Source organism: Streptomyces sp. NPDC048664 (genome assembly GCF_040650555.1).
Taxonomy (GTDB): Bacteria; Actinomycetota; Actinomycetes; order Streptomycetales; family Streptomycetaceae; genus Streptomyces.
Map to the genome: position 1 here is coordinate 103,154 of NZ_JBEZHK010000023.1, position 25,067 is coordinate 128,220.

The window sequence follows — 25,067 nt, forward strand, 5'->3', positions numbered from 1 at the left end:
CGTACGACCGCCGCCACGGGCGACAGGGGCGCGGGGAACTGCGCAAACCCCCCGGACGCACGCGCACTCGACGACATACGGCCAGCCCCCTGACAGGCACGCCGCGCCCCCCGAGCAAAACCCGTGCAGGCCCCCCGTGCCGCACGCCATAGGATTGGCCCGAAGCACAAGCACCCACACTCACCCCAGAGGATCGCTGCATGCCTGGCATCACGCGCGAGGAGGTCGCCCACCTCGCCCGGCTGGCGCGTCTGGAGCTGAAGCCCGAAGAGCTCGAGCACTTCGCAGGCCAGCTCGACGACATCATCGGCGCGGTCGCCCGCGTCAGCGAGGTCGCCGACCAAGACGTCCCGCCGACCTCCCACCCGCTGCCGCTGACGAACGTCATGCGCGCGGACGAGGTCCGTCCGTCGCTCACCCCCGAGCAGGCGCTGTCCGGTGCCCCGGCACAGGAGCAGCAGCGTTTCAAGGTGCCGCAGATCCTGGGGGAGGAGTAGCCCGACATGACGGACAAGAACAGCATCATCAGGCTGACGGCCGCCGAGACCGCCGAGAGGATCGCCTCGGGTGACCTCACCGCCGTCGAGGTCACCGAGGCCCACCTGGCCCGTATCGAGGCCGTCGACGAGAAGGTGCACGCCTTCCTGCACGTGGACCGCGAGGGCGCCCTCGCCCAGGCCCGCGCCGTGGACGACAAGCGCGCGCGGGGCGAGAAGCTCGGCCCGCTCGCCGGTGTGCCCCTGGCGCTGAAGGACATCTTCACCACCAAGGGCGTCCCCACCACCGTCGGATCCAAGATCCTCGAAGGCTGGATCCCGCCGTACGACGCGACCCTCACCGCACGCCTGAAGGCCGCCGACGTCGTCATCCTCGGCAAGACCAACATGGACGAGTTCGCCATGGGGTCCAGCACCGAGAACAGCGCCTACGGCCCCACCGGCAACCCCTGGGACCTCACCAAGATCCCCGGCGGCTCCGGCGGCGGGTCCTCCGCCGCGCTCGCCTCGTTCCAGGCCCCGCTCGCCATCGGCACCGACACCGGCGGCTCCATCCGCCAGCCGGCCTCCGTGACCGGCACGGTCGGCGTGAAGCCGACGTACGGCGCGGTGTCCCGGTACGGCATGGTCGCCTTCTCCAGCTCCCTGGACCAGGGCGGCCCCTGCGCCCGTACGGTCCTGGACGCGGCCCTGCTGCACGAGGTGATCGCCGGGCACGACCCGATGGACTCCACGTCGATCGACGCCCCCGTCCCGCCGGTGGTCGAGGCCGCCCGCAACGGCAGTGTGGCGGGCATGCGCGTCGGCGTCGTCAAGCAGTTCCGCGGCGAGGGCTACCAGGCCGGCGTCATCCAGCGGTTCGACGAGTCCGTCGACCTGCTCAGGGAGCTGGGCGCCGAGATCGTCGAGCTGGACTGCCCGTCCTTCGACCTCGCGCTGTCGGCGTACTACCTGATCGCGCCCTCGGAGTGCTCCTCCAACCTCGCCCGCTTCGACGGCCTGCGCTACGGCCTGCGGACCGGCGACGACGGCGGCCGCTCGGCCGAGGAGGTCACCTCCCTGACCCGTGAGGCGGGCTTCGGCCCGGAGGTCAAGCGCCGCGTCATGCTCGGCACGTACGCCCTCTCCAGCGGCTACTACGACGCGTACTACGGCTCCGCCCAGAAGGTCCGCACGCTCATCACGCGGGACTTCGAGAAGGCCTTCGAGCAGGTCGACGTGATCGTCTCCCCGACGACCCCGACCACCGCCTTCGCGATCGGCGAGCGCGCCGACGACCCGATGGCGATGTACCTGGCCGACCTGTGCACCATCCCGACCAACCTGGCGGGCAACGCCGCCATGTCCCTGCCCTGCGGTCTCGCGCCGGAGGACAACCTGCCGGTGGGCCTCCAGATCATCGCTCCGGCGATGCAGGACGACCGGCTCTACAAGGTGGGCGCCGCCGTCGAGGCCGCCTTCGTGGAAAAGTGGGGGCACCCGCTCCTGGAGGAGGCTCCGTCGCTGTGAGCAACACACTGTCGAAGGCCAAGGGCTTCAAGAAGACGAAGTCCGGTACGTATCTGTCGATGGCCGGAACCGCGTTCGGCGCGTTCGGCGTGGCCAAGCAGATCAAGAAGGCGCGCACCGAGCACGACACGCTGCGGCTGATCGACGCCACCTTGTCCGCTGCCGCGATCGTCACCGGACTCGCCATCCTCTACCGCGAGCTGAAGCGGCTGGGCGACGACGACGTCCTGCTGGGCTGAGAGGGAAGTTTCACCGTGACCACCACGACCGACCTGGTGTCGTACGAGGACGCGCTGGCGTCGTACGACCCCGTCATGGGCCTTGAGGTCCATGTCGAACTCGGCACCAAGACCAAGATGTTCTGCGGGTGCTCGACCGAGCTGGGTGCCGAGCCCAACTCGCAGACCTGCCCGGTCTGCCTCGGCATGCCCGGCGCGCTCCCGGTCGTCAACGCGATCGGCGTCGAGTCCGCCGTCAGGATCGGCCTCGCGCTGAACTGCGAGATCGCCGAATGGTGCCGCTTCGCCCGGAAGAACTACTTCTATCCGGACATGCCGAAGAACTTCCAGACCTCCCAGTACGACGAGCCGATCGCCTTCAACGGCTATCTCGACGTGCAGTTGGAGGACGGGGAGACCTTCCGCGTGGACATCGAGCGCGCCCACATGGAGGAGGACACCGGCAAGTCGACGCACGTCGGCGGCGCCACCGGCCGTATCCACGGCGCGTCCCACTCCCTGCTGGACTACAACCGCGCCGGCATCCCGCTCATCGAGATCGTCACCAAGCCGATCGTCGGCGCCGGCGAGCGCGCCCCCGAGGTCGCGCGCGCCTACGTCCGTGAGCTGCGCGAGGTCATCAGGGCGCTCGGCGTGTCCGAGGCCCGCATGGAGATGGGCCAGATGCGCTGCGACGTGAACCTGTCGCTCATGCCCAAGGGCAGCGACACGTTCGGCACGCGCTCCGAGACGAAGAACGTGAACTCGCTGCGTTCGGTGGAGCGCGCGGCCCGCTTCGAGGTCATGCGGCACGCCGCCGTGCTCTCGTCGGGCGGCACCATCGTCCAGGAGACCCGCCACTTCCACGAGGACACCGGGTCCACGACCTCGGGCCGCGTGAAGGAGGAGGCCGAGGACTACCGGTACTTCCCGGAGCCGGACCTGGTGCCGGTGGCCCCCGCCCGCGACTGGGTCGAGGGGATCCGCGCCGCGCTGCCGGAGATGCCGCTGGCCCGCCGCACCCGGCTGCTGGCCGACTGGGGGATCTCCGGCACCGACATGCAGGCGATCCTCAACGCCGGCGCTCTCGACCCGATCGTCGCCACCATCGAGGCGGGCGCCGACGCGGCCTCCGCCCGCAAGTGGTGGATGGGCGAGCTCGCCCGCAGCGCGAACGAGTCGGGCAAGGCCCTGGACGAGCTGGCCATCACGCCCGAGCAGGTCGCCCGGGTCACCGCGCTGGTGACCTCCGGCGACCTGAACGACAAGCTGGCCCGCCAGGTCATCGAGGGTGTCCTCGCCGGTGAGGGAACGCCGGACGAGGTCGTCGACAAGCGCGGTCTCAAGGTCGTCTCCGACGAGGGCGCGCTGACCACCGCTGTGGACGAGGCCATCGCCGGCAACCCGGCCATCGCGGACAAGATCCGCGGCGGCAAGGTGGCCGCCGCGGGCGCCCTGGTCGGCGCGGTCATGAAGGCCACCCGCGGCCAGGCCGACGCCGCCCGCGTCAAGGAGCTCATCCTGGAGCGCCTGGGCGTCAGCGAAGGCTGACGGCCGGAAGCCCAGACCCACCCCGGGGGTGGTACGCCGACACGGCGTACCACCCCCGGGTGTTTTCCCTCCTCCGGTCTTGTGACCAACCCCACGAAAGCGACAAATGATCTTTTTTGGCTGCAACAGTGGTGGGGATTGCTCATTCGTTCTTTGCGGGCTGTTCAGCTTCTCGTGCTGCAGGTCCCGGTCAAAGATCCACGAACCACCCCAGGGAGCATGTCTGTGGCCGTCCTAGCACGCTGGTGCGTGCGTCACCGCCTCGTCACCGTCCTGCTGTGGCTCATCGCCTTCGCCGGTATCACCGCCGCCTCCACGGTGGCGGGCTCCGCGTACTCGAACGACTACGGAGTCCCCGGCACCGAGGCGAACCGCGCCGCCCGGATGCTCGACCAGGGCTTCCCCGACCTCTCGGGCGACAGCGACACGGTCGTCTGGCACACGGGTGCGGGCCGCGTGGACGCCGCCGACGTCGAGCAGACGATGACCCGCACCCTGGACCGGATCGCGGATCAGCCCGGAGTCGTCTCCGTCACCAGCCCCTACACGGGCAGTCACCAGGACCAGATCAGCCGCGACGGTCACACCGCGTACGCCACCGTCGCCTTCTCCCAGCCCGCCGACAAGATCGGCAAGGGGCAGGCGAAGGCCGTCGTGGACACCGCCAGGGCCGCGCAGAACGGCGATCTGAAGGTCGCGCTCGGCGGCGCCGCCGTACCCTCCACCGACGCCTCGGGCGGGCACCTCGCCGAAGCCCTCGGCGTGGGTGTCGCCGCCGTGGTCCTGTTCCTCGCCTTCGGCTCGCTCGCCGCGGCCCTGCTGCCCATCGCGACCGCCGTCATCGGCGTCGGCACCGCGTACTCCGGGATCGGGCTGCTCGGGCACGCGATGACCGTCGCCGACTTCGCCCCCATGCTCGGCATGCTCATCGGCCTCGGCGTCGGCATCGACTACGCGCTGTTCATCGTGACCCGGCACCGCCGCAGCCTGAAGCGGGGTGTGCCGGTGGCGGAGGCCGCCGTGGGCGCCGTCGCCACCACCGGGCGCGCGGTGGTCTTCGCGGGCGCCACGGTCTGTATCGCCCTGCTCGGCATGCTGATCCTGCGGCTCGGCTTCCTCAACGGTGTCGCGGTCGCCGCCTGCCTGACCGTCCTGCTCACCGTCGCGGCCTCGGTCACCCTGCTGCCGGCCCTGCTGTCCTTCATCGGCCCGCGCGCCCTCAGCAAGCGCGAGCGCCGCAAGCTGGACGAGCACGGGCCCGAGCCCGAGCTGCCCACCGGCTTCGCCGCCCGCTGGTCGGCGTTCGTCGAGCGCCACCCGAAGAAGCTCGGCGCCGTCGCGGTGGTGGTCATGGCGCTGCTCGCGCTGCCCACCCTCTCGCTCCACCTGGGCACCTCCGACCAGGGCAACGACCCGAAGCAGTCGACCACCCGGCAGGCGTACGACCTGCTCGCCGACGGCTTCGGACCCGGTATCAACGGTCCGCTGACCGTGGTCACCCAGGTCAACGGCGCCCAGGACAAGCTGGTCCTGGACAACCTCGACCGCACCCTCGACGGCACCAAGGGTGTCGCCTCCGTGACCCCGGTGACCTACGACAGCGACGGCCGGACCGCCTTCCTGACCGTCGTGCCGGACTCCGCCCCGCAGTCCGAGCAGACCAGCGAGCTCGTGCACCGCCTGCGCTCCGACGTGCTGCCGCACGCCGAGCAGGGCACCACCCTGGACCTGTCGGTCGGCGGCGTCACGGCCAGCTACGACGACTTCGCGAGCGTGATCGTGGGCAAGCTCCCCCTCTTCGTGGGGGTGGTGATCGGCCTCGGCTGCGTGCTGCTCCTGCTCGCCTTCCGGTCCCTCGGCATACCACTGAAGGCCGCCGCGATGAACATCGCCGCCGTCGCCTCCGCGTTCGGCGTGGTCGTCGCGATCTTCCAGTGGGGCTGGGGCAGCGAACTGCTCGGTCTGGGCCGGGCCGGGCCGATCGAGCCCTTCCTGCCCGTGATCATGGTCTCGGTGCTCTTCGGGCTCTCCATGGACTACCAGGTCTTCCTGGTCAGCCGGATGTACGAGGAGTGGCTGGAGACCGGCGACAACCGGCGTGCCGTACGGGTGGGCCTGGCCGAGACCAGCCGGGTGATCAACTCGGCCGCCGTCATCATGATCTCCGTCTTCCTCGCGTTCGTGCTCAGCGGTGACCGGGTGATCGCGATGTTCGGCATCGGGCTCGCCTCGGCCGTCGCCCTCGACGCCTTCGTCCTGCGCACCCTTCTCGTGCCCGCCCTGATGCATCTGCTCGGCGGCGCCAACTGGTGGCTGCCCTCCTGGTTGGACCGCGCGCTGCCCCGGATCAGCATCGAGCCCCCCGAGTGCCGTGCGACGATCTCGGAGCAGTGCGCTCAGGACGACGTGCTGGAGGACATGCTCGTGAAGGAGCGACGACTCGATGTACGCGATATCCCTGGGTGACGACGGCGCCGAACTGAGGCCGCTGGAGCCGTGGCACGCCGAGGAGTTCCTGGCCCACCTGGACCGCGGCCGGGAGTTCGTCACCGAGCACATCCCGTTCGGGTCGGACGTCACGGACATCCCCTCCGCACGGGCCAAGCTGCGGTCCTACGCCGACCTGCGCGCCGCCGACAGCGGCGGTCTGCACGGGCTGTGGCTGGCGGGGAAGCTGGTCGGCGGGGTTCTCTTCCGCGTCTTCGACGCCGAGGGCGGCAACTGCGAGGTGGGCTGCTGGCTGGAGCCCGCCGGGACCGGGCGGGGGCTGGTCACCCGCGCCATGCGGATCCTCATCGACTGGGCGGTCCAGGAGCGCGGCATCCATCGCGTCGAGTGGCGCGCGTCGTCCGGCAACGAGCCGAGCATCCGGGTGGCGCGGCGGCTGGGCATGACCCGGGACGGCGTGCTGCGGGAGAGCTTCTACTACCGGGGTGTGCGCCGGGACACCGAGGTCTGGTCGGTTCTCGCCCCCGAGTGGCGGGCGGCACACGGGTCGCGCGGCGACCGTTAAGAAACCTCTCATACAGCGTCCGTACGGTGCCGGGCATGGGAACCGAGACACTTGACGAGACCGGCACCGCGGCCATCACCGAGGAGGAGAAGCCGGAGACCGCGCCGGCCGAGGACAGCCGGACCGAGGGAGCCGTGACCGAGGAGACCGTGACCGAGGCCCCGACCGGGGTCGGCCAGGGAGCCGGGGCGGTGGTCGCCGCCGCGCTCGGCGTGGTGTCCCTCACCGGCGGCTGGCTGGGCACCGTGGCCGCCGCCCGGCAGACGCTGGTGGGCCAGCTCCAGACCTCGTCGTCGGCGAAGGTCGCCACGCAGATCAAGGCGGTGTACGGCGACGCCTGGCAGGCGACCGCGCTGTGGGGCGGCCTGTTCGCCCTCGCCGCGCTCCTCGTGGGCGTCGTGGTCCTGGCCCGTCCGGCCTTCGGCGCGCCCGGCAGGCCGCAGGCGGTCTGGATCAGGTCCGTCGCCTGGGCCGGTGTGGCCCTGGGCGTGATCGGCCTGCTCCTGGCGGTCCTCAAGTACACGAACATCCTGATGGGCCTCCCGACAGCCGGCTGACCCCCACCCACCCCAACGCCCCGCACCCCCCCGCGGGGCGTTTCCCATACCCACCGCACCCCTCCAGGGCCGGCGCGAGCAACCACGCACCCCCCCGACGCACCCGCAGGCCACAACTCCGGCCCGCCCCACCCCCCCAGGGGCGCGGGGAACTGCGCAGAACCCCACGACGCACCCGCACGGGACAAAGCACGGCCGCCCCACCCCTCAGGGGCGCGGGGAACTGCGCAAAAACCCCGACGCACCCGCACGGGACCCCGCTTAGGTGCACCCCCGCCCCCTTACCTCACCCCCCACCCCCTCACCCCCCGTCTAAGGCCCCCACCCCACCCCGAAGATCCGGCACTCTCCCCATGTGCCGCACCCCCCTCACGGACGAGAGTCGAGGACGTCGCAGAAAGCGGCGGCACGACCCACCTCGACCTCCCGGGGGAGACGCCATGTTCGCGTACGAGATGCACCAGCTCCGCACCGCCGAGCTGATCCGCGAGGCGGAGAACCGCCGCCGTGTCCGCGAGGCCCGCGGACACCGCCGCACGGCCCGCGGAGCGGGCCCGGAGCCCGAACACATGGCCAGGCGGCATACCCACGGGCACGGCGCCCGTGCTCCGCACACCGCCTGACCACGCGGGCACGAGGACGGCCGTACGGGGGTCGGACGTCCTCGCACGCGCCCCGCCGACGGGGACTCTCCTCCCCGTCGGCGGGGGCGCGGACCACCACGAGCGGTACGCGCACAGCGATATCCGGTGCCACGAGGTGAGAGGTCCATGACATGCTCGAAATCGTGGAGACCAGATCCGTCAGCCCCGTGTTCGTCGGCCGAGCCGAGGAGTTGGGGGTACTGCGCGACGCGCTCGCGCGCGCCACCGCGGGCGAGCCGCAGGTGCTGCTCGTCGGAGGCGAGGCGGGGGTCGGAAAGACCCGCCTCATCGAGGAGTTCGCCACCTCGGCGACCGCCGCGGACGCGGTCGTCGCGCTGGGCGGCTGCGTCGAGATCGGCGCCGAGGGCCTGCCCTTCGCTCCCTTCTCCACCGCGCTGCGCGCCCTGCGGCGGCGGTTTCCCGAGGAACTCGCCGAGGCCGCCGCCGGTCAGGAGGAGGATCTGGCCCGGCTGCTGCCCGAGCTGGGCGAGACCCGCCGGCGCCACCGCGACGACGAGGAGGGCTTGGCGCGCCTCTTCGAGCTCACCGCGCGCCTGCTGGAACACGTCGCCACCCGCCGCACGGTGGTCCTGGTCCTGGAGGACCTGCACTGGGCCGACGCCTCCACCCGCCATCTGCTCGCCTACCTCGTCCGCACCCTGCGCAGCGGCCGGCTCGCCGTCGTCGCCAGCTACCGTTCCGACGACATCCACCGCCGGCACCCCCTGCGCCCCCTCCTCGCCGAGCTCGACCGCCTGCGCACGGTCCGCCGCGTCGAACTCGACCGCTTCAACCGCACCGAGGTCCGCCACCAGCTGGCCGGCATCCTCGCCACCGAACCCGATCCGGCCCGGGTGGACGACGTCTTCGCCCGCTCCGACGGCAACGCCTTCTTCGTGGAGGAACTCGCCGTCGCCACCCACGAGGGCTGCCGCACGGGCCTGAGGGACTCCCTGCGCGACATCCTGCTCGTGCGGGTGGAGAAGCTGGCCGAGACCGCGCAGCGCGTCGTCCGCATCGTCGCCGAGGGCGGCTCGACCGTCGAGCACCGGCTCCTCGCGGCCGTCGCCCGGCTCACCGAGGACGACCTGATCGAGGCCCTGCGCACCCTGGTGGGAGCCAGCATCCTGCTCACCGTGCCGGACGGTGACGGCTACCGCTTCCGCCACTCCCTGGTCCGGGAGGCCGTCAGCGACGACCTGCTCCCCGGCGAGCGCTCCCGCCTCAACCGCCGCTACGCCGAGGCCCTGGAGGCCGACCCCACCCTCGTACCGGACGACCAGAGGGCACCCCGGCTGGCCAGTTACTGGTATCTCGCGCACGACGCGGCCAAGGCGCTGCCCGCCGCTCTGGACGCCGCGGTGAAGGCCCGCCGCCGTCACGCGTACGCCGAGCAGATGAGGCTGTTGGAGCGGGCGATGGAACTGTGGGACAGCGCACCCGACACGGTGCTGTCCCGGCTGCGCCCGGTCGACCACGCCGAGGTGTATCCCCCGTGTGGCTGCTTCCCGGCCACCGCGCCGCTGCAGTACGTCGACCTGATGGCCGAGGCGGCCGTCGCGGGCCGGCTGAGCGGCGAACGCGAGCGGGCCCTGAAGATCACGAAGCGGGCGCTGCGCCTTCTGGAGGAGGAGCGAGACCCGTCGCGCGCCGCCTGGTTCTGGGTCCAGCGTTCCAAGCTGATGCGGTCCACCAACCGCGGCGACGGCCGCGAGGAACTGGCCAGGGCCGAGGAACTGCTGTGCGGGCTGCCTCCGTCCGGGGTGCACGCCGAGGTGCTCACGGCGGTCGCCAACTGGTCGATGGTGCACCTCCCGGGCCCCGACGCGCTCTCGGCCGCCGAACGCGCCGTCGCCTACGCCAAGATGGTGGGCGCCCGTGACATCGAGGTCAACGCCCGCCTCACGCTGGGCGGCCTGCTCATCGAGTCCGGCGACGTCGACACCGGTCTCGCGCAGATGTCCGAGGCCAAGGAGCAGGCGGTGGAGCTCTGCAACGCCTACGTGTCCGGCCGGGCCCATGTGAACCTGCCGTCGCACCTGGAGGGCATCGGCCGTTCCCGGGAGGCCGAGGAGGTGCTGCGCGAAGGCCTCGACCTCACGCGGAAGATGGGGCTGCGGGACGCCGAGGCATGGGTGTGGGCCAACCTCGGCAAGACCCTCTACTCCCTGGGCCGTTGGGACGAGGCCCTGGAGGCCGCGCTCGCCTCGCAGCGGGTGGGCGGCCGCAGCGGCGGCCCCCGCGGCTTCTACGCGGTGATCCACGCCCATATCGCCCTGGCCCGGGGCGACCTGGCCGAGGCCGGCCGCCAACTGGACACCGCGCGAGAGTACTTGGGCGCCGGTGACGAAGCGCCGCAGCATGCGCTCAGCCTGGTGCGCATCACCTGCGAACTCGCCGTGGCGCAGGGCCGCTCCATGGAGGTCCGCGCCCTTGTCGAGCCCACCGTGACCAGCGACTTCCCGCTGGGAACGCAACGCTACGGATGGCCGCTGCTGCTCGTCGCGGCCATCGCGGAGGCCGACGCCGCCGCACTGCCCGCCGCCGCGCAGGGCCGCGCGGCGAGCCTTGAGCGGATCCGTGCCCGCGCCGCGTCGATGACCGCGAACGCCCCGGTGTGGCAGGCGTACGCCCACTGGGTCCGCGCCGAGTTGCTGCGCGCCGAGGACCGCGACGAGCCCGGCCACTGGGAGGAGGCCGTGACCGCGTTCGAGGCTGTGGAGCGCCCCTACGAGCTGGCGCGCGTCCGCTACCGTCTCGCCGGGGCCCTGCTGAACCCGCGCGGCGGGGATGACGGGCGGGAACGGGCCGCCGAACTGCTGCGGCTGGCGGGCACGATGGCCGACCGCCTCGGTGCGGTGCCGCTCGCCGACGCGGTCGCCCTCCTCGCCCGGCGCGCCCGCCTCGCACCGGCGCGGGAGGCGGTGGGGCCGGGCGCGGCGGACCCGGCCGAGTCGCTGGGGCTGACCAACCGGGAGCGCGATGTGCTGCGCCTGGTCGCGGCCGGCCGCAGCAACCGGCAGATCGCCGAGGAGCTGTTCATCTCGCCGAAGACGGCCAGCGTCCACGTCTCCAACATCCTCGCGAAACTGGAGGTCTCGGGTCGGGGCGAGGCGGCCGCGGTGGCCCACCGCCTCCGGCTGTTCGCGCCCCAGGCGCCGGCCGCCGCCGCACCGTAGCCACCGCCGCCCGCGCTCTGCGAGCAGGGGGTCCCCACGCGCCGTACCGGGCACCGCTCGTCGAGGAGTCCATGCCGGTGAGGCAGGCATGGACTCCTCGGTCCTCTGTCCTGAGAGTCAGCCGGCCGTGGCGCAGACCGCCCAGCCGGTGACGTTGAAGGCCGTGCCGGTGGTGTTGCGGATGGTCGCTCGCCATGTGGTGGTGCTGGTCGGCCCGGACTCGTACTGGTACACGCCACTGCTGAAGAAGCTGCTGGTGGTGATGCCCCCTCCGGTCACCACTGTCCCGGCCGGGCAACTCGTGGTGACGGTACAGAAGCTGTCCGCCGCGCAGCTCTGCGGGTTGGAGACCTGTTGGTAGCCCGATACTCCGGCGGGCCCGGTCGCCCCCGTTGCCCCGGTGTCGCCGGTGGCTCCGGTGGGTCCCGTCGCCCCGTCGGTTCCGGTGGCTCCGGTCGGTCCGGTGGGTCCGGTTGTTCCGTCGGTTCCGGTGGCTCCGGTCGGTCCGGTGGGTCCGGTTGTTCCGTCGGTTCCGGTGGCTCCGGTCGGTCCGGTGGGTCCGGTGGGTCCGGTTGTTCCGTCGGTTCCGGTGGCTCCGGTCGGTCCTGTGTCGCCGGGCATGCCCTGCGGGCCGGTGCTGCCTGTGGCGCCGGTGGGTCCCGTGGGACCTGTGGAGCCGGTCGCCCCACGGCAGTTGTCGCCCCTGCCGCCACCGAGAGCCGAAGCGGCGGCCCGTCCACCCGACCTGCCGTGGTGGTGCGACTCCTCTCTGCACCTGTCGCCGCCGTACGCCGCGACGGCGTGGTCCGTGGCACCGCGCATCGCCGCGATGGCCGGGCCGGCCGCGCCGGCCGCCATCAGCAGCGAGAGCGAGGCCAGCGCACCCGCCCTGCGGAAGCCGTCGCGAGCCAGGGGTCCGCATCGCAGGCGTCTTGTGCTCTCAGGTCTCACTTCGAGTTCTCCTTCGTCCACGGCGGAAAGATCCGCGCACGGGAGAATTACCTGTGTGCGCTCCAAGGAGCGGCTTGTAGGCCAGGCGACGTTCAGGTAATCAGCAAATTGGCTCAACGTAATAACCGAACAGACTAATTACCTGGCATCGTCTGCACCCTCACCTGCCGCCGCTGACTCACCCCATGAGATGCCCCCTCAGGACACCTCCACCTCCAGGATGCGGTCGTCCGTCTTCGACGGGTGGCCCCGGCCGTCCGTGTTGCTCGTCGTCACCCACAGGCGGTCGCCCCCCGCCGCCACGACCGTGCGCAGACGTCCGTAGGTCCCCTTCAGGAACGCCTGCGGGGGCGCGGACGCCTCGGTGCCCCTCAGCGGGACGCGCCACAGCCGCTGTCCGCGCAGGCCCGCCGCCCACAGGGAGCCCTGGGCGTAGGCGAGGCCGCTGGGGGAGGCGTCGGCGGTGTGCCACTGCGCGATCGGGTTGTGGAAGCGGGGGTCGGCCGACCTGCCCTCGGCCTCGGGCCAGCCGTAGTTGTCGCCGGGCTTGATCGCGTTGATCTCGTCCCAGGTGTCCTGCCCGAACTCGGAGGCGAACAGCCGCTGTTCGCGGTCCCAGGCCAGGCCCTGCACATTGCGGTGGCCGTAGGTGTAGACGAGGGAGCCGACCGTGGGATTCCCGGGCGCCGGCTCGCCCTCCGGGGTCATCCGCAGGATCTTGCCGCCCAGCGCCGCGCGGTCCTGGGCGAGGCTCCGCTCGCCCGACTCGCCGGTCCCCGCGTACAGCATCCCGTCGGGCCCGAACGCGATCCGGCCGCCGTTGTGGATCATCCCCTTCGGGATGCCTCTCAGGATGGTGTCCGGCGCCCCCAGTCGCTCACCGGCGGGCTTCGCCGGGTCGTACAGCATGCGGGCGATGCGGTTGTCCGACTCGGTGGTGAAGTACGCGTAGACCATGTGGTCCGAGGCGTAGTCGGGGGAGAGGGCGATGCCCAGGAGCCCGCCTTCGCCCGCGGCGAGGACTCCGGGCACCGTGCCCAGGAGCGTGGTGCGCCCGGTCCGCTCGTCGACCCGGGAGATCGTCCCGTCGTCGCGGCTCGACACCAGCAGCCCGCCCTCGGGCAGCGGGGCCAGGCCCCAGGGCGTCCTGAGGCCCGTGGCGACGGTCCGCACCACCCGGGCCGAGCCCGTCGCCGGCGGGGTCTGTTCGGCCGCCCGCCGAGAAGGCGAGGACGAGACGGCGGGTGTGCCGCTCGGTGGCCCGCTCCCGGGCTGCGGCGACGGGCCGCCGGAGGAGCAGCCGACCGCCAGCACAAGCGCGGACACGGCCCACACGGCCGACACAGCTGGACGTCGCACGGTCCTGGTCCCTTCGACGCGGTGCCCTCACCCCTTTCCTACACCGCCCGCGCCCCGCGTGGTGGCTCCTCGGTCCCGCGACCCGGTCCCACGACTCAGTCCCACGACCTCCGCGCCGCGGGCAGCGCCGCCAGCTCCGCCAGGTCCTCGCCGGTCAGGCGCAGCCCGGCCGCCGCCGCGTTCTGCAGGACCCAGCGCTCCTGCTTGGCGCCCGGCACCGGCACCACCTGACCGCCCTGCGCCAGGACCCAGGCGAGAGCCACCTGGGCGGCGGTGACGTCCTCCCCGTGCCGCCGCGCCACCCGGCGCAGTCCCGCCACGATCGGCTGGTTGGCCGCCATCATCTCGGCCGTGAAGCGGGGGTGCCGGGCCCGCAGGTCGTCGCGTTCGAAACCCTCGCCCGGTCGCAGCGTGCCCGTCAGGAAGCCGCTGCCCAGCGGCATCGCCGCCAGCACCCCGACCCCGCGCGCCGCGCACCACGGCACCAGGGCGTCCAGCGCCTCGGCCGACCACAGGGACAGCTCCGCCTGCACCGCGCTCACCGGGAAGACCTGCTGCACCCGTTCCAGTTGGCGCAGGGTGGCGTCGTACGGTCCCGCCCCGGACCGGCGCCGGGCCCGGACGCCGACCGCGCACAGCCCCAGTGCCCGTACCTTGCCCGCCCGGACCAGTTCCGCCATGGCGCCCCAGGTCTCCTCCACGGGAACCTCGGGGTCCGCGCGGTGCAGTTGGTAGAGGTCGATGACGTCCGTCTGCAGCCGCCGCAGCGACGCGTCGCAGGCGCGCTTCACATAGCCGGGGCGGCCGTTGGCCACGATGTGCTGCTCCCCGACCAGCAGCCCGACCTTGGTGGACACGAACACCTCGGCCCTGCGCTCCTTGAGCACCCGCCCCACCAGCAACTCGTTGGTGAACGGCCCGTACATGTCGGCGGTGTCGAGCAGGGTCACCCCGAGGTCGAGTGCCCGGTGCACGGTGCGCAGCGACTCCTCGCCCCGCTGCCGCGACCCGGAGTACGCCCAGCTCATCGGCATGCACCCCAGTCCCACGGCCCCCACGTCGAGTGCTGCCGCGCCGATCGTCCTGCGCTCCACCTGGCCGTGTCCTCCCTCGTTCGGCACCCCAAACTAACCAATGGGTCACCCGGTCCTTCGCATAGCCTCCTGACCATGACCGACGACGTGTGGCTTCCGTTCCGCCGCGAGGAGATGGAGGGTCTGCCCGACGGCCCCGCCTACCGGTTCTGGGACGGCGGTCCCGAGTTCCCCGCCGACCCCGCCCACTGCGCCTTCTACGCCGTGCCGTACATGAAGAGCAGCGAGATCGCGGTGCGCCCCATGGCCGCGATGACGTCCGTCCGCGTGGTCCAGACGCTCACGGCCGGAGTGGACCACGTGGAGCCCGGGCTGCCCCTGCTGCCCGGCGGGGTGCGGCTGTGCAACGCGCGGGGGGTCCACGACGCCAGCACCGCCGAACTCGCGCTGACGCTGATCCTCGCCTCGCTGCGCGGCATCCCCGACTTCGTCCGGGGCCAGGACCGGGAGGAGTGGCGTGCCGGGTTCCGTCCCGCGCTCGCCGACAGGTCCGTCCTCATCGTCGGGTACGGGGCCGTCGGCGCCGCCATCGAGGACCGGCTCATGCCCTTCGAGGTCGCGCGGGTGGCGCGCGTCGCGCGCCGTGCGCGCGAATCGGAGCGCGGGCCCGTGCATCCTCTCTCCCGGTTGCCGGACCTTTTGCCCGACGCGGACGTGGTGGTGCTCGCCACCCCGCTCACCGAGGAGACGAAGGGGCTGGCCGGGCCGGCGTTCCTGGCCCGGATGAAGGACGGCGCCCTGCTGGTGAACGTCGCGCGCGGAGGCGTCGTCGACACATCGGCGCTGCTCGCGGAGTTGCGGGCCGGGCGTATCACCGCCGCGCTCGACGTGACGGACCCGGAACCGCTGCCCGCGGGACATCCCCTGTGGCATGTGCCGGGGGTGTTGATCAGCCCTCATGTCGGCGGGCCCTCGTCGGCGTTCTGGCCCCGGGTGAAGCGGCTGCTGAGCGCACAGGTGAACCGGTTCGCCAAGGGGGAGCCGCTGGCGAACGTCGTGTTGACGACGTAACGCCGCGCCGGTGGCGTCCGAACGGCGGTTTCGCGCCTCTCGGTGGGGGGCGCACCACCGGCGTGCGGGTCGACCGGCGTTCGCCTCCGCGTCGCTTTCGGCACACTCCGCATTCCCTTGTGCGCGTAACGTGCTCGCATCTGCGCTGGTCGTCACGGAGCGTAGAGAGACTATGTCCCTGAGTGACGAGACTGGTGTATCGTCCCGACAGGGGCTGCGCCGCGCACCGATCGGCGCCGGGGACGGAACTTTCAGACACGCGAGGGGGGCGACGGGCGATGCACGGCCTATGGACGAACGATCCGACGCGGCGGGGTCGCGGGCTGCGACCCTGGCGAGCCGCGATGCGCAGACGCGAGCACAGCGGCCACACCGGGCACGGCGCACAGCACCACCACCGCAGGCACTCCTGCCGCAAGAGGCACGCCCACCCGGGCTGCCGCAACCAGCGGGACTCGGTGGTGCCCCTGCCTCGGAGCGCCCGGTGAGCTCGCCGGCCGCGCTCCTGGTCCGCCGTCCGATGCCGGACGGCGGGACGCGCCTGGTTCCACAGCTCGCCCTGGCCCTGCTGTGCGCGGGATACGCCGTCGGTTCCGCGATCGGCTGGGGCTCCAGGGGCATCGCGCTGTTCATGGGCGACTTCGGGCTGAGCGCCGCCGCGGGGGCCGCGGCGATTTCCTGCTCGGTCTACGCCCGTAGCCGCCGCAGCCACTTCCGACCGGCCTGGCTGCTCTTCGCGCTGTCCTCCCTCATGGCGGCGCTGGGCAACGGGGTCTGGGGCTGGTACGAGGTCGTCCTCGACCGGTCCGTCCCCACGCCGAGCTGCGCCGACTTCTTCTTCCTCTGCTTCGCCCCCTCCGCCATCGTGGGGCTGCTCGTGCTCGCCAAGAGACCCGCCACCAAGGCGGGTTGGGTCTGCCTCGCGCTCGACGCGTGGCTGATCGGCGGCTCGCTGCTGACCCTGTCGTGGAGCCTCGCCCTCGCCCAGGCGGCGCGGTTCGACGGGCCGAGCGTCGCGCACGCGGCGCTGTCGCTGGCGTATCCGCTGCTGGACATCGCCCTGATCAGCATGGTGGTGGCGCTCCACTTCCGGCGCTCCCCGGTCCAGCGCTCGGCGGTGAACACCGCGATCGGCGCCCTGGCCCTGACCGTGGTGTGCGACGCGCTGTTCACCTCGCCCCTGCTGCACAGCAGCTACCGCTCGGGTGAGCTGCTGGACGCGGGCTGGTTCTGCGGCTCCCTGCTGCTCGCCTACGCGCCCTGGGTCGGCGGCGCCCGGCCGGGACCGACGTGCGCGCGGGACGAGGGCGGCGAAGACGCGTACGCGAGGGAGCAGGCCCCGTACGACCTCCACACCGGCCGTCCCGCCCCCACCTCCCAGGCGCCCCGCACCCGCCGGGTCCCGCACGCCGCCCGGGTCGCGCACGCCTCCGCCCCGCACCGCCCGCACGTCCCGGAGCAGCGGCGGGCGCCGGGCGCGCGGGACACCGACCTCCTGGCGGAGCAGCCGTACGCGGCCGAGGAGGGGGACGGCGGCCCCGCGCCCGCACAGGCCCGCAGACGGCACCCCGGCCAGGACCCCGACCAGAACCCCGGCCAGGACCCCACCCAGGACCCCACCCAGGGCCCGGGCGCCGGCCAGGAAAGGCCCCCGTCCGGCGCCCCCCAGGAGCGCGACCGGTATCCGGCCACCCGCCCCATCTCCGGATCGCTGGCCGCGCTGACGCCCTATCTGGCCGCGGGCGTCTGCACGCTGGGGATCCTCTACAACGTCCTCAACGGCCAGAGCGTGGACCGCGTGGGGCTCGTCACCGCGGGTGCCGTCGTGCTCGCGCTCGTCGTGCGCCAGGGCATCATGCTGCTCGACAACATCACCCTCACCCAGGAACTCGCCCAGAAGGAGAACCACTTCCGGTCCCTGGTGCAGGGCTCCAGCGACGTCATCATGATCGCCGCGCCCAGCGGCATCCTCAGATACGTCTCCCCGGCCGCCGCCCGCGTCTACGGACGGCCCGCCGAGGAGCTGGTCGGGACCGAGCTCGCCGCGCTCATCCACCCGGAGGACCTGGGCTGCGTGGTGCACGAGGTGCGCCGCTTCCTGGCCGCGGGCCACACCGGCGGGCCCACCACCCGTATCGAGTGCCGCTTCAGGTCCGGCGACGGCGGCTGGCTCAACGTCGAGTCGACCGTCAACCGCCACCACGGCGGCCTCATCTTCAACAGCCGCGACATCACCGAGCGGGTGCGCCTGCAGGCCCAGCTCCAGCACAACGCCGAGCACGACCCGCTCACCGACCTGCCCAACCGCGCCCTGTTCACGCGGCGCGTCAAGCAGGCGCTGTCCGGCCGCCGCGCCAGCGACCGGGGCACGGCCGTGCTCTTCATCGACCTCGACGGGTTCAAAGCCGTCAACGACACGATCGGGCACCAGGCGGGGGACGAACTGCTCGTCCAGGCCGCCCGCAGGCTCCAGGACGCCGTCCGGCAGGGCGACACCGCCGCCCGGCTCGGCGGCGACGAGTTCGCGGCCCTGATCCTCGGCGACGGCACCCGGGACCGCGCCGCCCGCGAGGGCAACATCATGGAGCTCGCGGACCGGCTGAGGATCACCCTCTCGCAGCCGTACGACATCGACGGCAACGATGTCCGGGTGGCCGCCTCCATCGGGGTGGCCTTCGCCGACCCGGGCCTGGGCGCGGGCGAACTGCTGCGCAACGCGGACCTGGCCATGTACCGGGCCAAGGCCGCGGGCAAGGGGCGCGTGGAGTTGTACGCGCCCCAGATGCAGCAGGACGTGGTGCGCAAGGCGGAGCTGGCCACCCGGCTGCGGGCGGCGCTGAACGACGGGCAGTTCACCCTGCTGCACCAGCCGGTGGTCTCGCTGGAGGACGGCCGGATCACCTCGGTCAGCGCCCAGGCCCGCTGGCGCTCCTCCCAGGGCGTGCTGTTCACCCCGGTGGAGTTCCTGCGGGTCGCCGAGGCGGGGGGCGGGACGGCCGATCTTGACTGCTGGACGCTGGAGGCGGCCGTCGAGCAGGCTGCCGAGCGCGCCGCCGCCGGGCTCGCCGCGCCGGTCGCCATCCGGATCGGCGCCCGCCGCCTGCTGGACCGCTCCCTGCCGCTCGGCTCCGTGGAGGCCCTGCTCACCCGGCACGGGCTGGCCTCGGGCGCGCTGATGATCGAGCTGTGCGACACCGATCCCCGGATCTGCCTGGAGGAGCTGGAACGCCGGCTGGGCGCCCTGCGCAGGATCGGCGTCCGTATCGCCCTGGACGGCTTCGGAAGCGGCTACGCGGCCATCACGGCACTGCGCAGACTGCCCGTCGACGTCCTCAGACTCGACCGCGGACTGGTGGAGGGCGTCGTGGAGTCCGCCCGGCTGCACAAGATCACCAGTGGGCTGCTGCGGATCGCCGGCGACCTGGGCCTGAAGTCGATCGCCGACGGCGTGGACCTGCCGGAGCAGGTCGTCGCCCTGCGCGCGATGGGCTGCACCCACGGGCAGGGCGCCGCGTTCTCCGGGCCGCTGGACGAGTACCGGCTGCGCAGAGCCCTGACGTCCGGCCGCTACCCGGTGCCCCACCACCCCGTGGAGCCGGTGCTCGCGGGCGGGGGACCGGGGGTGTACACCGGAGGAGTGACCGCTGTTTTCGGAGGCGGGACGGGGCTGCGCTCACATAATGAGACTCCCGTCCCACCTACTTGACAGTTGCGGCGCCCCGGGTAGAGGGTCAGTTCCATGCGCACCCGAATTCTCGTACTTGGACAGCGCGTCGGCTGAGCTGGGACGCACCGGATGGATCCGGAACACCCAGCGACCACACCCGGCGCGCTCCCCTCGCTTGCCTTCCGGCACGAGGGGTTTTTTGTTGCACCAGCACCAGCAGAACACCGCCCGAACCCCGCGAAGAACCTCGTGAAGACCCCTCGCGAGCACCTCGCGGCCCCCTCTCGCACACCCCTCAGCATCGAGAAGAGAATGACGATGACCGAGCAGGCCACCGGGGCCCCGCACCCGCAACCGCGGCCCCGATCCGGAGGACACCAGTCCGCGCCCGAGCAGGTGACGGGTGCGCAGTCCCTCATCCGCTCTCTCGAGGAGGTCGGCGCCGAGACCGTGTTCGGGATTCCCGGCGGTGCGATCCTCCCGGCGTACGACCCGCTGATGGACTCCCGGCGGGTGCGGCACGTGCTGGTGCGGCACGAGCAGGGCGCGGGCCACGCCGCCACCGGCTACGCGCAGGCCACGGGCAGGGTCGGCGTCTGCATGGCGACCTCGGGTCCCGGCGCCACCAACCTGGTCACCCCGATCGCGGACGCGCACATGGACTCGGTGCCCCTGGTCGCGATCACCGGCCAGGTCTCCTCCAAGTCGATCGGCACCGACGCCTTCCAGGAGGCGGACATCGTCGGCATCACCATGCCGATCACCAAGCACAACTTCCTGGTCACGAAGGCGGAGGAGATCCCGCGGACGATCGCCGAGGCCTTCCACATCGCCTCCACCGGCCGCCCGGGCCCGGTCCTCGTGGACATCGCCAAGGACGCCCTCCAGGCGCGGACGACCTTCAGCTGGCCGCCCGCCACGGACCTGCCCGGCTACCGCCCGGTGACCAAGCCGCACGCCAAGCAGATCCGCGAGGCGGCCAAGCTGATCACCTCGGCCAAGCGGCCCGTCCTCTACGTCGGCGGCGGCGTCCTGAAGGCCGGGGCCACCGCCGAGCTGAAGGTCCTCGCCGAACTCACCTCCGCGCCCGTCACCACCACCCTGATGGCGCTGGGAGCGTTCCCCGACAGCCACCCGCTGCACGTGGGAATGCCGGGCATGCACGGTGCGGTCACCGCCGTCACCGCGCTGCAGAAGGCCGACCTGATCGTCGCCCTCGGAGCCCGCTTCGACGACCGCGTCACCGGCAAGCTGGACAGCTTCGCCCCGTACGCCAAGATCGTCCACGCCGACATCGACCCGGCCGAGATCGGCAAGAACAGGACCGCCGACGTGCCGATCGTCGGTGACGCCCGCGAGGTCATCGCGGACCTGGTCCAGGCCGTCCAGAAGGAGTACGCCGAGGGCCACAAGGGCGACTACACCGCCTGGTGGAACGACCTGTCCCGCTGGCGCGAGACCTACCCCCTCGGCTACGACCTGCCCGAGGACGGCACGCTCTCCCCGCAGCAGGTCATCCAGCGGATCGGGCAGCTCGCCCCCGAGGGGACGATCTTCGCGGCGGGCGTCGGGCAGCACCAGATGTGGGCCGCGCACTTCATCGAGTACGAGAAGCCGGGCACCTGGCTGAACTCCGGCGGCGCCGGAACCATGGGCTACGCCGTCCCGGCCGCGATGGGCGCGAAGGCCGGGGCCCCGGACCGCACGGTGTGGGCGGTCGACGGGGACGGCTGCTTCCAGATGACCAATCAGGAGCTCACCACCTGCGCCCTGAACAACATCCCGATCAAGGTCGCCATCATCAACAACGGCGCCCTCGGCATGGTCCGCCAGTGGCAGACCCTGTTCTACAACCAGCGGTACTCCAACACGGTCCTGCACTCCGGCCCCGAGGCCGACGGGCTGCAGCCGAGCGCCGGCACCCGGGTGCCCGACTTCGTGAAGCTGTCGGAGGCGATGGGCTGCCACGCCATCCGCTGCGAGTCCCCGGCCGACCTCGACAAGGTCATCGCGGAGGCCAACTCGGTCAACGACCGCCCGGTCGTGGTCGACTTCATCGTCCACGAGGACGCGATGGTCTGGCCGATGGTCGCCGCCGGCACCTCCAACGACGAGATCATGGCCGCCCGGGACGTGCGTCCCGACTTCGGCGACAGCGAAGACGACTGAGAGAGAGCTGAGTCAAAGCCATGTCCAAGCACACCCTCTCGGTCCTGGTGGAGAACACGCCCGGCATCCTCGCCCGGATCGCCGCCCTGTTCTCCCGCCGCGGCTTCAACATCGACTCGCTCGCGGTGGGCGTCACCGAGCACCCCGACATCTCCCGTATCACCATCGTGGTGAACGTCGAGGACCTGCCGCTCGAACAGGTCACCAAGCAGCTCAACAAGCTCGTCAACGTGCTGAAGATCGTGGAGCTGGAGCCGGGCTCCGCCGTCCAGCGCGAGCTGGTGCTGGTGAAGGTGCGTGCCGACAACGAGACGCGCTCCCAGATCGTGGAGATCGTCCAGTTGTTCCGCGCCAAGACCGTCGACGTCTCCCCGGAGGCCGTCACCATCGAGGCGACCGGCTCCACCGACAAGCTCTCGGCGATGCTCAAGATGCTGGAGCCGTTCGGCATCAAGGAACTCGTCCAGTCCGGCACGATCGCCATCGGCCGGGGCGCCCGCTCGATCACCGACCGTTCCCTGCGCGCCCTCGAACGGTCCGCGTAGGAGTCGTAGTAGGAGTAGGGGAGCCGTCCCCCGCGGCCGCCTCCCCGCTCCCGCCCGCATGCCGAGACCCGCAGCCCTTTTCCCACCCCGCCGTCATACGGTGGGACGCAGCACCCGTACCCCAAGGAGAGAACCGAAAGTGGCCGAGCTGTTCTACGACGCCGATGCCGACCTGTCCATCATCCAGGGCCGCAAGGTCGCGGTCATCGGCTACGGCAGCCAGGGCCACGCCCACGCGCTGTCGCTGCGCGACTCGGGTGTCGACGTCCGCGTGGGTCTGCCCGAGGGCTCCAAGTCCAAGGCGAAGGCCGAGGAGCAGGGCCTGCGCGTGGTGACGCCGTCCGAGGCCGCCGCCGAGGCCGACGTCATCATGATCCTGGTGCCGGACCCGATCCAGGCCCAGGTCTACGAGGAGTCCATCGCCCCGAACCTCAACGACGGCGACGCGCTGTTCTTCGGGCACGGCTTCAACATCCGCTTCGGCTTCATCAAGCCCCCGGCCGGTGTCGACGTGTGCATGGTCGCCCCCAAGGGCCCCGGCCACCTGGTGCGCCGTCAGTACGAGGAGGGCCGCGGCGTTCCCTGCATCGCCGCCGTCGAGCAGGACGCCTCGGGCGACGCGTTCGCGCTGGCGCTGTCGTACGCCAAGGGCATCGGCGGCACCCGGGCCGGCGTCATCAAGACCACCTTCACCGAGGAGACCGAGACCGACCTGTTCGGTGAGCAGGCCGTCCTGTGCGGTGGTACGGCGGCGCTGGTCAAGGCGGGCTTCGAGACCCTGACCGAGGCCGGCTACCAGCCGGAGATCGCCTACTTCGAGTGCCTCCACGAGCTGAAGCTGATCGTCGACCTCATGTACGAGGGCGGCCTGGAGAAGATGCGCTGGTCCATCTCCGAGACCGCCGAGTGGGGCGACTACGTCACCGGTCCGCGCATCATCACCGACGCCACCAAGGCCGAGATGAAGAAGGTCCTCGCCGAGATCCAGGACGGCACGTTCGCCCAGAACTGGATGGACGAGTACCACGGCGGCCTGAAGAAGTACAACGAGTACAAGCAGCAGGACTCCGAGCACCTGCTGGAGACCACCGGCAAGCAGCTGCGCAAGCTGATGAGCTGGGTCGACGAGGAGGCGTAGGCCTCATGTCCCGTGGGGTCGGCGCCGGCCGGTACCGCCCCCACGGGACACCACCCCGGCACGGCCACGTCCGGGTGATCCTTCCGCAGCGGCGCGAAACGACGCACCTGGCGCCACTAGACTGCTGCACACCAACGCGTCAGGCCCACAGCGTCGTGCGTCTTCCACGCGGCAAGCACCCCTCCACCGCCTGCGGCCGTCGGGACGGCCGTCCGCATTGGACTTGTGAGGACTCACGTGAGCTCGAAACCCGTCGTACTCATCGCTGAAGAGCTGTCGCCCGCCACCGTCGACGCCCTCGGACCCGACTTCGAGATCCGGCAGTGCAACGGCGCGGACCGCGCCGAGCTGCTGCCGGCCATCGCCGACGTCGACGCCATCCTGATCCGCTCCGCCACCAAGGTCGACGCCGAGGCCGTCGCCGCGGCGAAGAAGCTGAAGGTCGTCGCCCGAGCCGGCGTCGGCCTGGACAACGTGGACGTCTCCGCCGCCACCAAGGCCGGCGTGATGGTCGTCAACGCCCCCACCTCGAACATCGTGACCGCCGCCGAGCTGGCCTGCGGTCTGCTGCTGGCCACCGCCCGCAACATCCCGCAGGCCAACGCCGCGCTGAAGAACGGCGAGTGGAAGCGCAGCAAGTACACGGGCGTCGAGCTGGCCGAGAAGACGCTCGGCGTGGTCGGCCTCGGCCGCATCGGCGCGCTGGTCGCGCAGCGCATGTCCGCGTTCGGCATGAAGGTCGTCGCCTACGACCCCTATGTGCAGCCCGCCCGTGCCGCCCAGATGGGCGTGAAGGTGCTGTCGCTGGACGAACTCCTCGAGGTCTCCGACTTCATCACCGTGCACCTGCCGAAGACCCCCGAGACGCAGGGCCTCATCGGTGAGGAGGCCCTGCACAAGGTCAAGCCGAGCGTGCGGATCGTCAACGCGGCGCGGGGCGGCATCGTGGACGAGGAGGCGCTGTACTCGGCGCTCAAGGAGGGCCGCGTCGCGGGCGCCGGCCTCGACGTCTACGCGAAGGAGCCGTGCACGGACTCCCCGCTGTTCCAGTTCGACCAGGTCGTGTGCACCCCGCACCTGGGCGCGTCCACCGACGAGGCGCAGGAGAAGGCCGGTATCGCGGTCGCCCGTTCGGTGCGTCTCGCCCTCGCCGGTGAGCTGGTGCCGGACGCGGTCAACGTGCAGGGCGGGGTCATCGCCGAGGACGTCAAGCCGGGGCTGCCGCTGGCCGAGAAGCTCGGCCGGATCTTCACCGCGCTCGCGGGCGAGGTCGCGGTCCGCCTCGATGTCGAGGTGTACGGCGAGATCACCCAGCACGACGTGAAGGTGCTCGAACTGTCCGCGCTCAAGGGCGTGTTCGAGGACGTCGTGGCCGAGACCGTGTCGTACGTCAACGCGCCGCTGTTCGCGCAGGAGCGCGGTGTGGAGGTCCGGCTGACCACCAGCTCGGAGTCGGCGGACCACCGCAACGTGGTGGTGGTGCGGGGCACGCTCGGCAGCGGCGAGGAGGTGTCGGTCTCCGGCACCCTGTCCGGTCCCAAGCACCAGCAGAAGATCGTCGCGGTCGGCGAGTACGACGTCGACCTCGCCCTCGCCGACCACATGGTGGTCCTGCGCTACGAGGACCGTCCCGGTGTCGTCGGCACCGTCGGCCGCATCCTCGGTGAGGCGGGCATCAACATCGCCGGCATGCAGGTCGCCCGCGCGGTGGCGGGCGGCGAGGCCCTCGCGGTGCTGACCGTGGACGACACCGCGGGTCCGGCCGTCCTGGCCGAGGTCGCCGAGGAGATCGGGGCGACCTTCGCCCGGTCGGTGAACCTGGTCTGACACACCCTGGCGACGCGGCGGGGCCCGACCACTTCCTCTGGTCGGGTGTGGGCCTCCGTGAAGAGGCTCTCCTTTCGGTGATTCCATGCCCTGATACACGCCGTTACCGATTCGGGGCTTGACGGAGGCGTCACCAGT

Annotated in this window: 18 protein-coding genes; 16 read left to right on the forward strand and 2 right to left on the reverse strand. The window is 71.8% G+C overall.

Annotated elements, in window-relative coordinates; translation table 11 throughout:
- The first annotated feature begins 200 nt into the window (after positions 1-200).
- The 10 genes from gatC (at position 201) to AB0C59_RS24025 (ending at position 11,529) form a co-directional block, all read left to right on the forward strand.
- The gene (gene gatC / locus AB0C59_RS23980; protein ID WP_070023066.1) at positions 201-497 is read left to right on the forward strand and encodes an Asp-tRNA(Asn)/Glu-tRNA(Gln) amidotransferase subunit GatC; all 297 of its coding nucleotides are present in this window, start codon (positions 201-203) and stop codon (positions 495-497) included.
- A 6-nt stretch (positions 498-503) separates the two neighbouring features.
- Entirely contained in the window at positions 504-2,006 is a 1,503-nt protein-coding gene (gene gatA, locus AB0C59_RS23985; RefSeq protein WP_363007807.1) for an Asp-tRNA(Asn)/Glu-tRNA(Gln) amidotransferase subunit GatA, read from the forward strand.
- The gene (locus AB0C59_RS23990) at positions 2,003-2,245 is read left to right on the forward strand and encodes a hypothetical protein (RefSeq protein WP_363007809.1); all 243 of its coding nucleotides are present in this window, start codon (positions 2,003-2,005) and stop codon (positions 2,243-2,245) included. The genes gatA and AB0C59_RS23990 overlap by 4 nt, the downstream gene beginning before the upstream one ends.
- 15 nt (positions 2,246-2,260) lie before the next feature.
- A complete protein-coding gene (gene gatB / locus AB0C59_RS23995) occupies positions 2,261-3,775 on the forward strand; it encodes an Asp-tRNA(Asn)/Glu-tRNA(Gln) amidotransferase subunit GatB (protein WP_363007811.1) in 1,515 nt (504 codons plus the stop codon).
- Positions 3,776-4,000: 225 nt separating this feature from the next.
- The gene (locus AB0C59_RS24000) at positions 4,001-6,241 is read left to right on the forward strand and encodes an MMPL family transporter (protein ID WP_363007813.1); all 2,241 of its coding nucleotides are present in this window, start codon (positions 4,001-4,003) and stop codon (positions 6,239-6,241) included.
- Positions 6,219-6,788, forward strand: a complete 570-nt coding sequence (locus AB0C59_RS24005; protein ID WP_363007815.1) for a GNAT family protein — start codon at positions 6,219-6,221, stop codon at positions 6,786-6,788. The genes AB0C59_RS24000 and AB0C59_RS24005 overlap by 23 nt, the downstream gene beginning before the upstream one ends.
- Before the next feature lie 35 nt (positions 6,789-6,823).
- Entirely contained in the window at positions 6,824-7,345 is a 522-nt protein-coding gene (locus AB0C59_RS24010) for a hypothetical protein (protein WP_363007817.1), read from the forward strand.
- A 440-nt stretch (positions 7,346-7,785) separates the two neighbouring features.
- Complete coding sequence (locus AB0C59_RS24015; RefSeq protein ID WP_363007819.1) at positions 7,786-7,968, forward strand: hypothetical protein; 183 nt, start codon at positions 7,786-7,788, stop codon at positions 7,966-7,968.
- 152 nt (positions 7,969-8,120) lie between these two features.
- A complete protein-coding gene (locus AB0C59_RS24020; protein ID WP_363007821.1) occupies positions 8,121-11,168 on the forward strand; it encodes an AAA family ATPase in 3,048 nt (1,015 codons plus the stop codon).
- A gap of 88 nt (positions 11,169-11,256) precedes the next feature.
- A complete protein-coding gene (locus AB0C59_RS24025; RefSeq protein WP_363007823.1) occupies positions 11,257-11,529 on the forward strand; it encodes a hypothetical protein in 273 nt (90 codons plus the stop codon).
- 788 nt (positions 11,530-12,317) lie between these two features.
- On the opposite strand, the gene AB0C59_RS24030 is transcribed toward AB0C59_RS24025, so the two are convergent.
- Together AB0C59_RS24030 and AB0C59_RS24035 are read right to left on the reverse strand one after the other, a co-directional pair.
- Entirely contained in the window at positions 12,318-13,478 is a 1,161-nt protein-coding gene (locus tag AB0C59_RS24030; protein WP_363007825.1) for a PQQ-dependent sugar dehydrogenase, read from the reverse strand.
- A gap of 95 nt (positions 13,479-13,573) precedes the next feature.
- On the reverse strand, positions 13,574-14,572 hold the full coding sequence (locus AB0C59_RS24035; protein ID WP_363007827.1) for an aldo/keto reductase: 999 nt from the start codon (positions 14,570-14,572) through the stop codon (positions 13,574-13,576).
- Between the two features lie 75 nt (positions 14,573-14,647).
- Between AB0C59_RS24035 and AB0C59_RS24040 the strand changes: the two genes are divergently transcribed.
- The 6 genes from AB0C59_RS24040 (at position 14,648) to serA (ending at position 24,929) form a co-directional block, all read left to right on the forward strand.
- Positions 14,648-15,583, forward strand: coding sequence for a 2-hydroxyacid dehydrogenase (locus tag AB0C59_RS24040; RefSeq protein ID WP_363007829.1), 936 nt, complete (start codon positions 14,648-14,650; stop codon positions 15,581-15,583).
- Positions 15,584-16,103: 520 nt separating this feature from the next.
- Positions 16,104-19,289, forward strand: a complete 3,186-nt coding sequence (locus tag AB0C59_RS24045) for an EAL domain-containing protein (RefSeq protein ID WP_363007846.1) — start codon at positions 16,104-16,106, stop codon at positions 19,287-19,289.
- Between the two features lie 273 nt (positions 19,290-19,562).
- Positions 19,563-21,419: an acetolactate synthase large subunit gene (locus AB0C59_RS24050; protein ID WP_363007831.1), complete on the forward strand. Its 1,857-nt coding sequence runs from the start codon at positions 19,563-19,565 to the stop codon at positions 21,417-21,419.
- A gap of 20 nt (positions 21,420-21,439) precedes the next feature.
- On the forward strand, positions 21,440-21,964 hold the full coding sequence (gene ilvN / locus AB0C59_RS24055; protein WP_360983241.1) for an acetolactate synthase small subunit: 525 nt from the start codon (positions 21,440-21,442) through the stop codon (positions 21,962-21,964).
- Between the two features lie 139 nt (positions 21,965-22,103).
- Positions 22,104-23,102, forward strand: coding sequence for a ketol-acid reductoisomerase (gene ilvC, locus AB0C59_RS24060; protein WP_363007834.1), 999 nt, complete (start codon positions 22,104-22,106; stop codon positions 23,100-23,102).
- Positions 23,103-23,339: 237 nt separating this feature from the next.
- The gene (gene serA, locus AB0C59_RS24065) at positions 23,340-24,929 is read left to right on the forward strand and encodes a phosphoglycerate dehydrogenase (RefSeq protein ID WP_363007836.1); all 1,590 of its coding nucleotides are present in this window, start codon (positions 23,340-23,342) and stop codon (positions 24,927-24,929) included.
- The last annotated feature ends 138 nt before the right edge of the window (positions 24,930-25,067 follow it).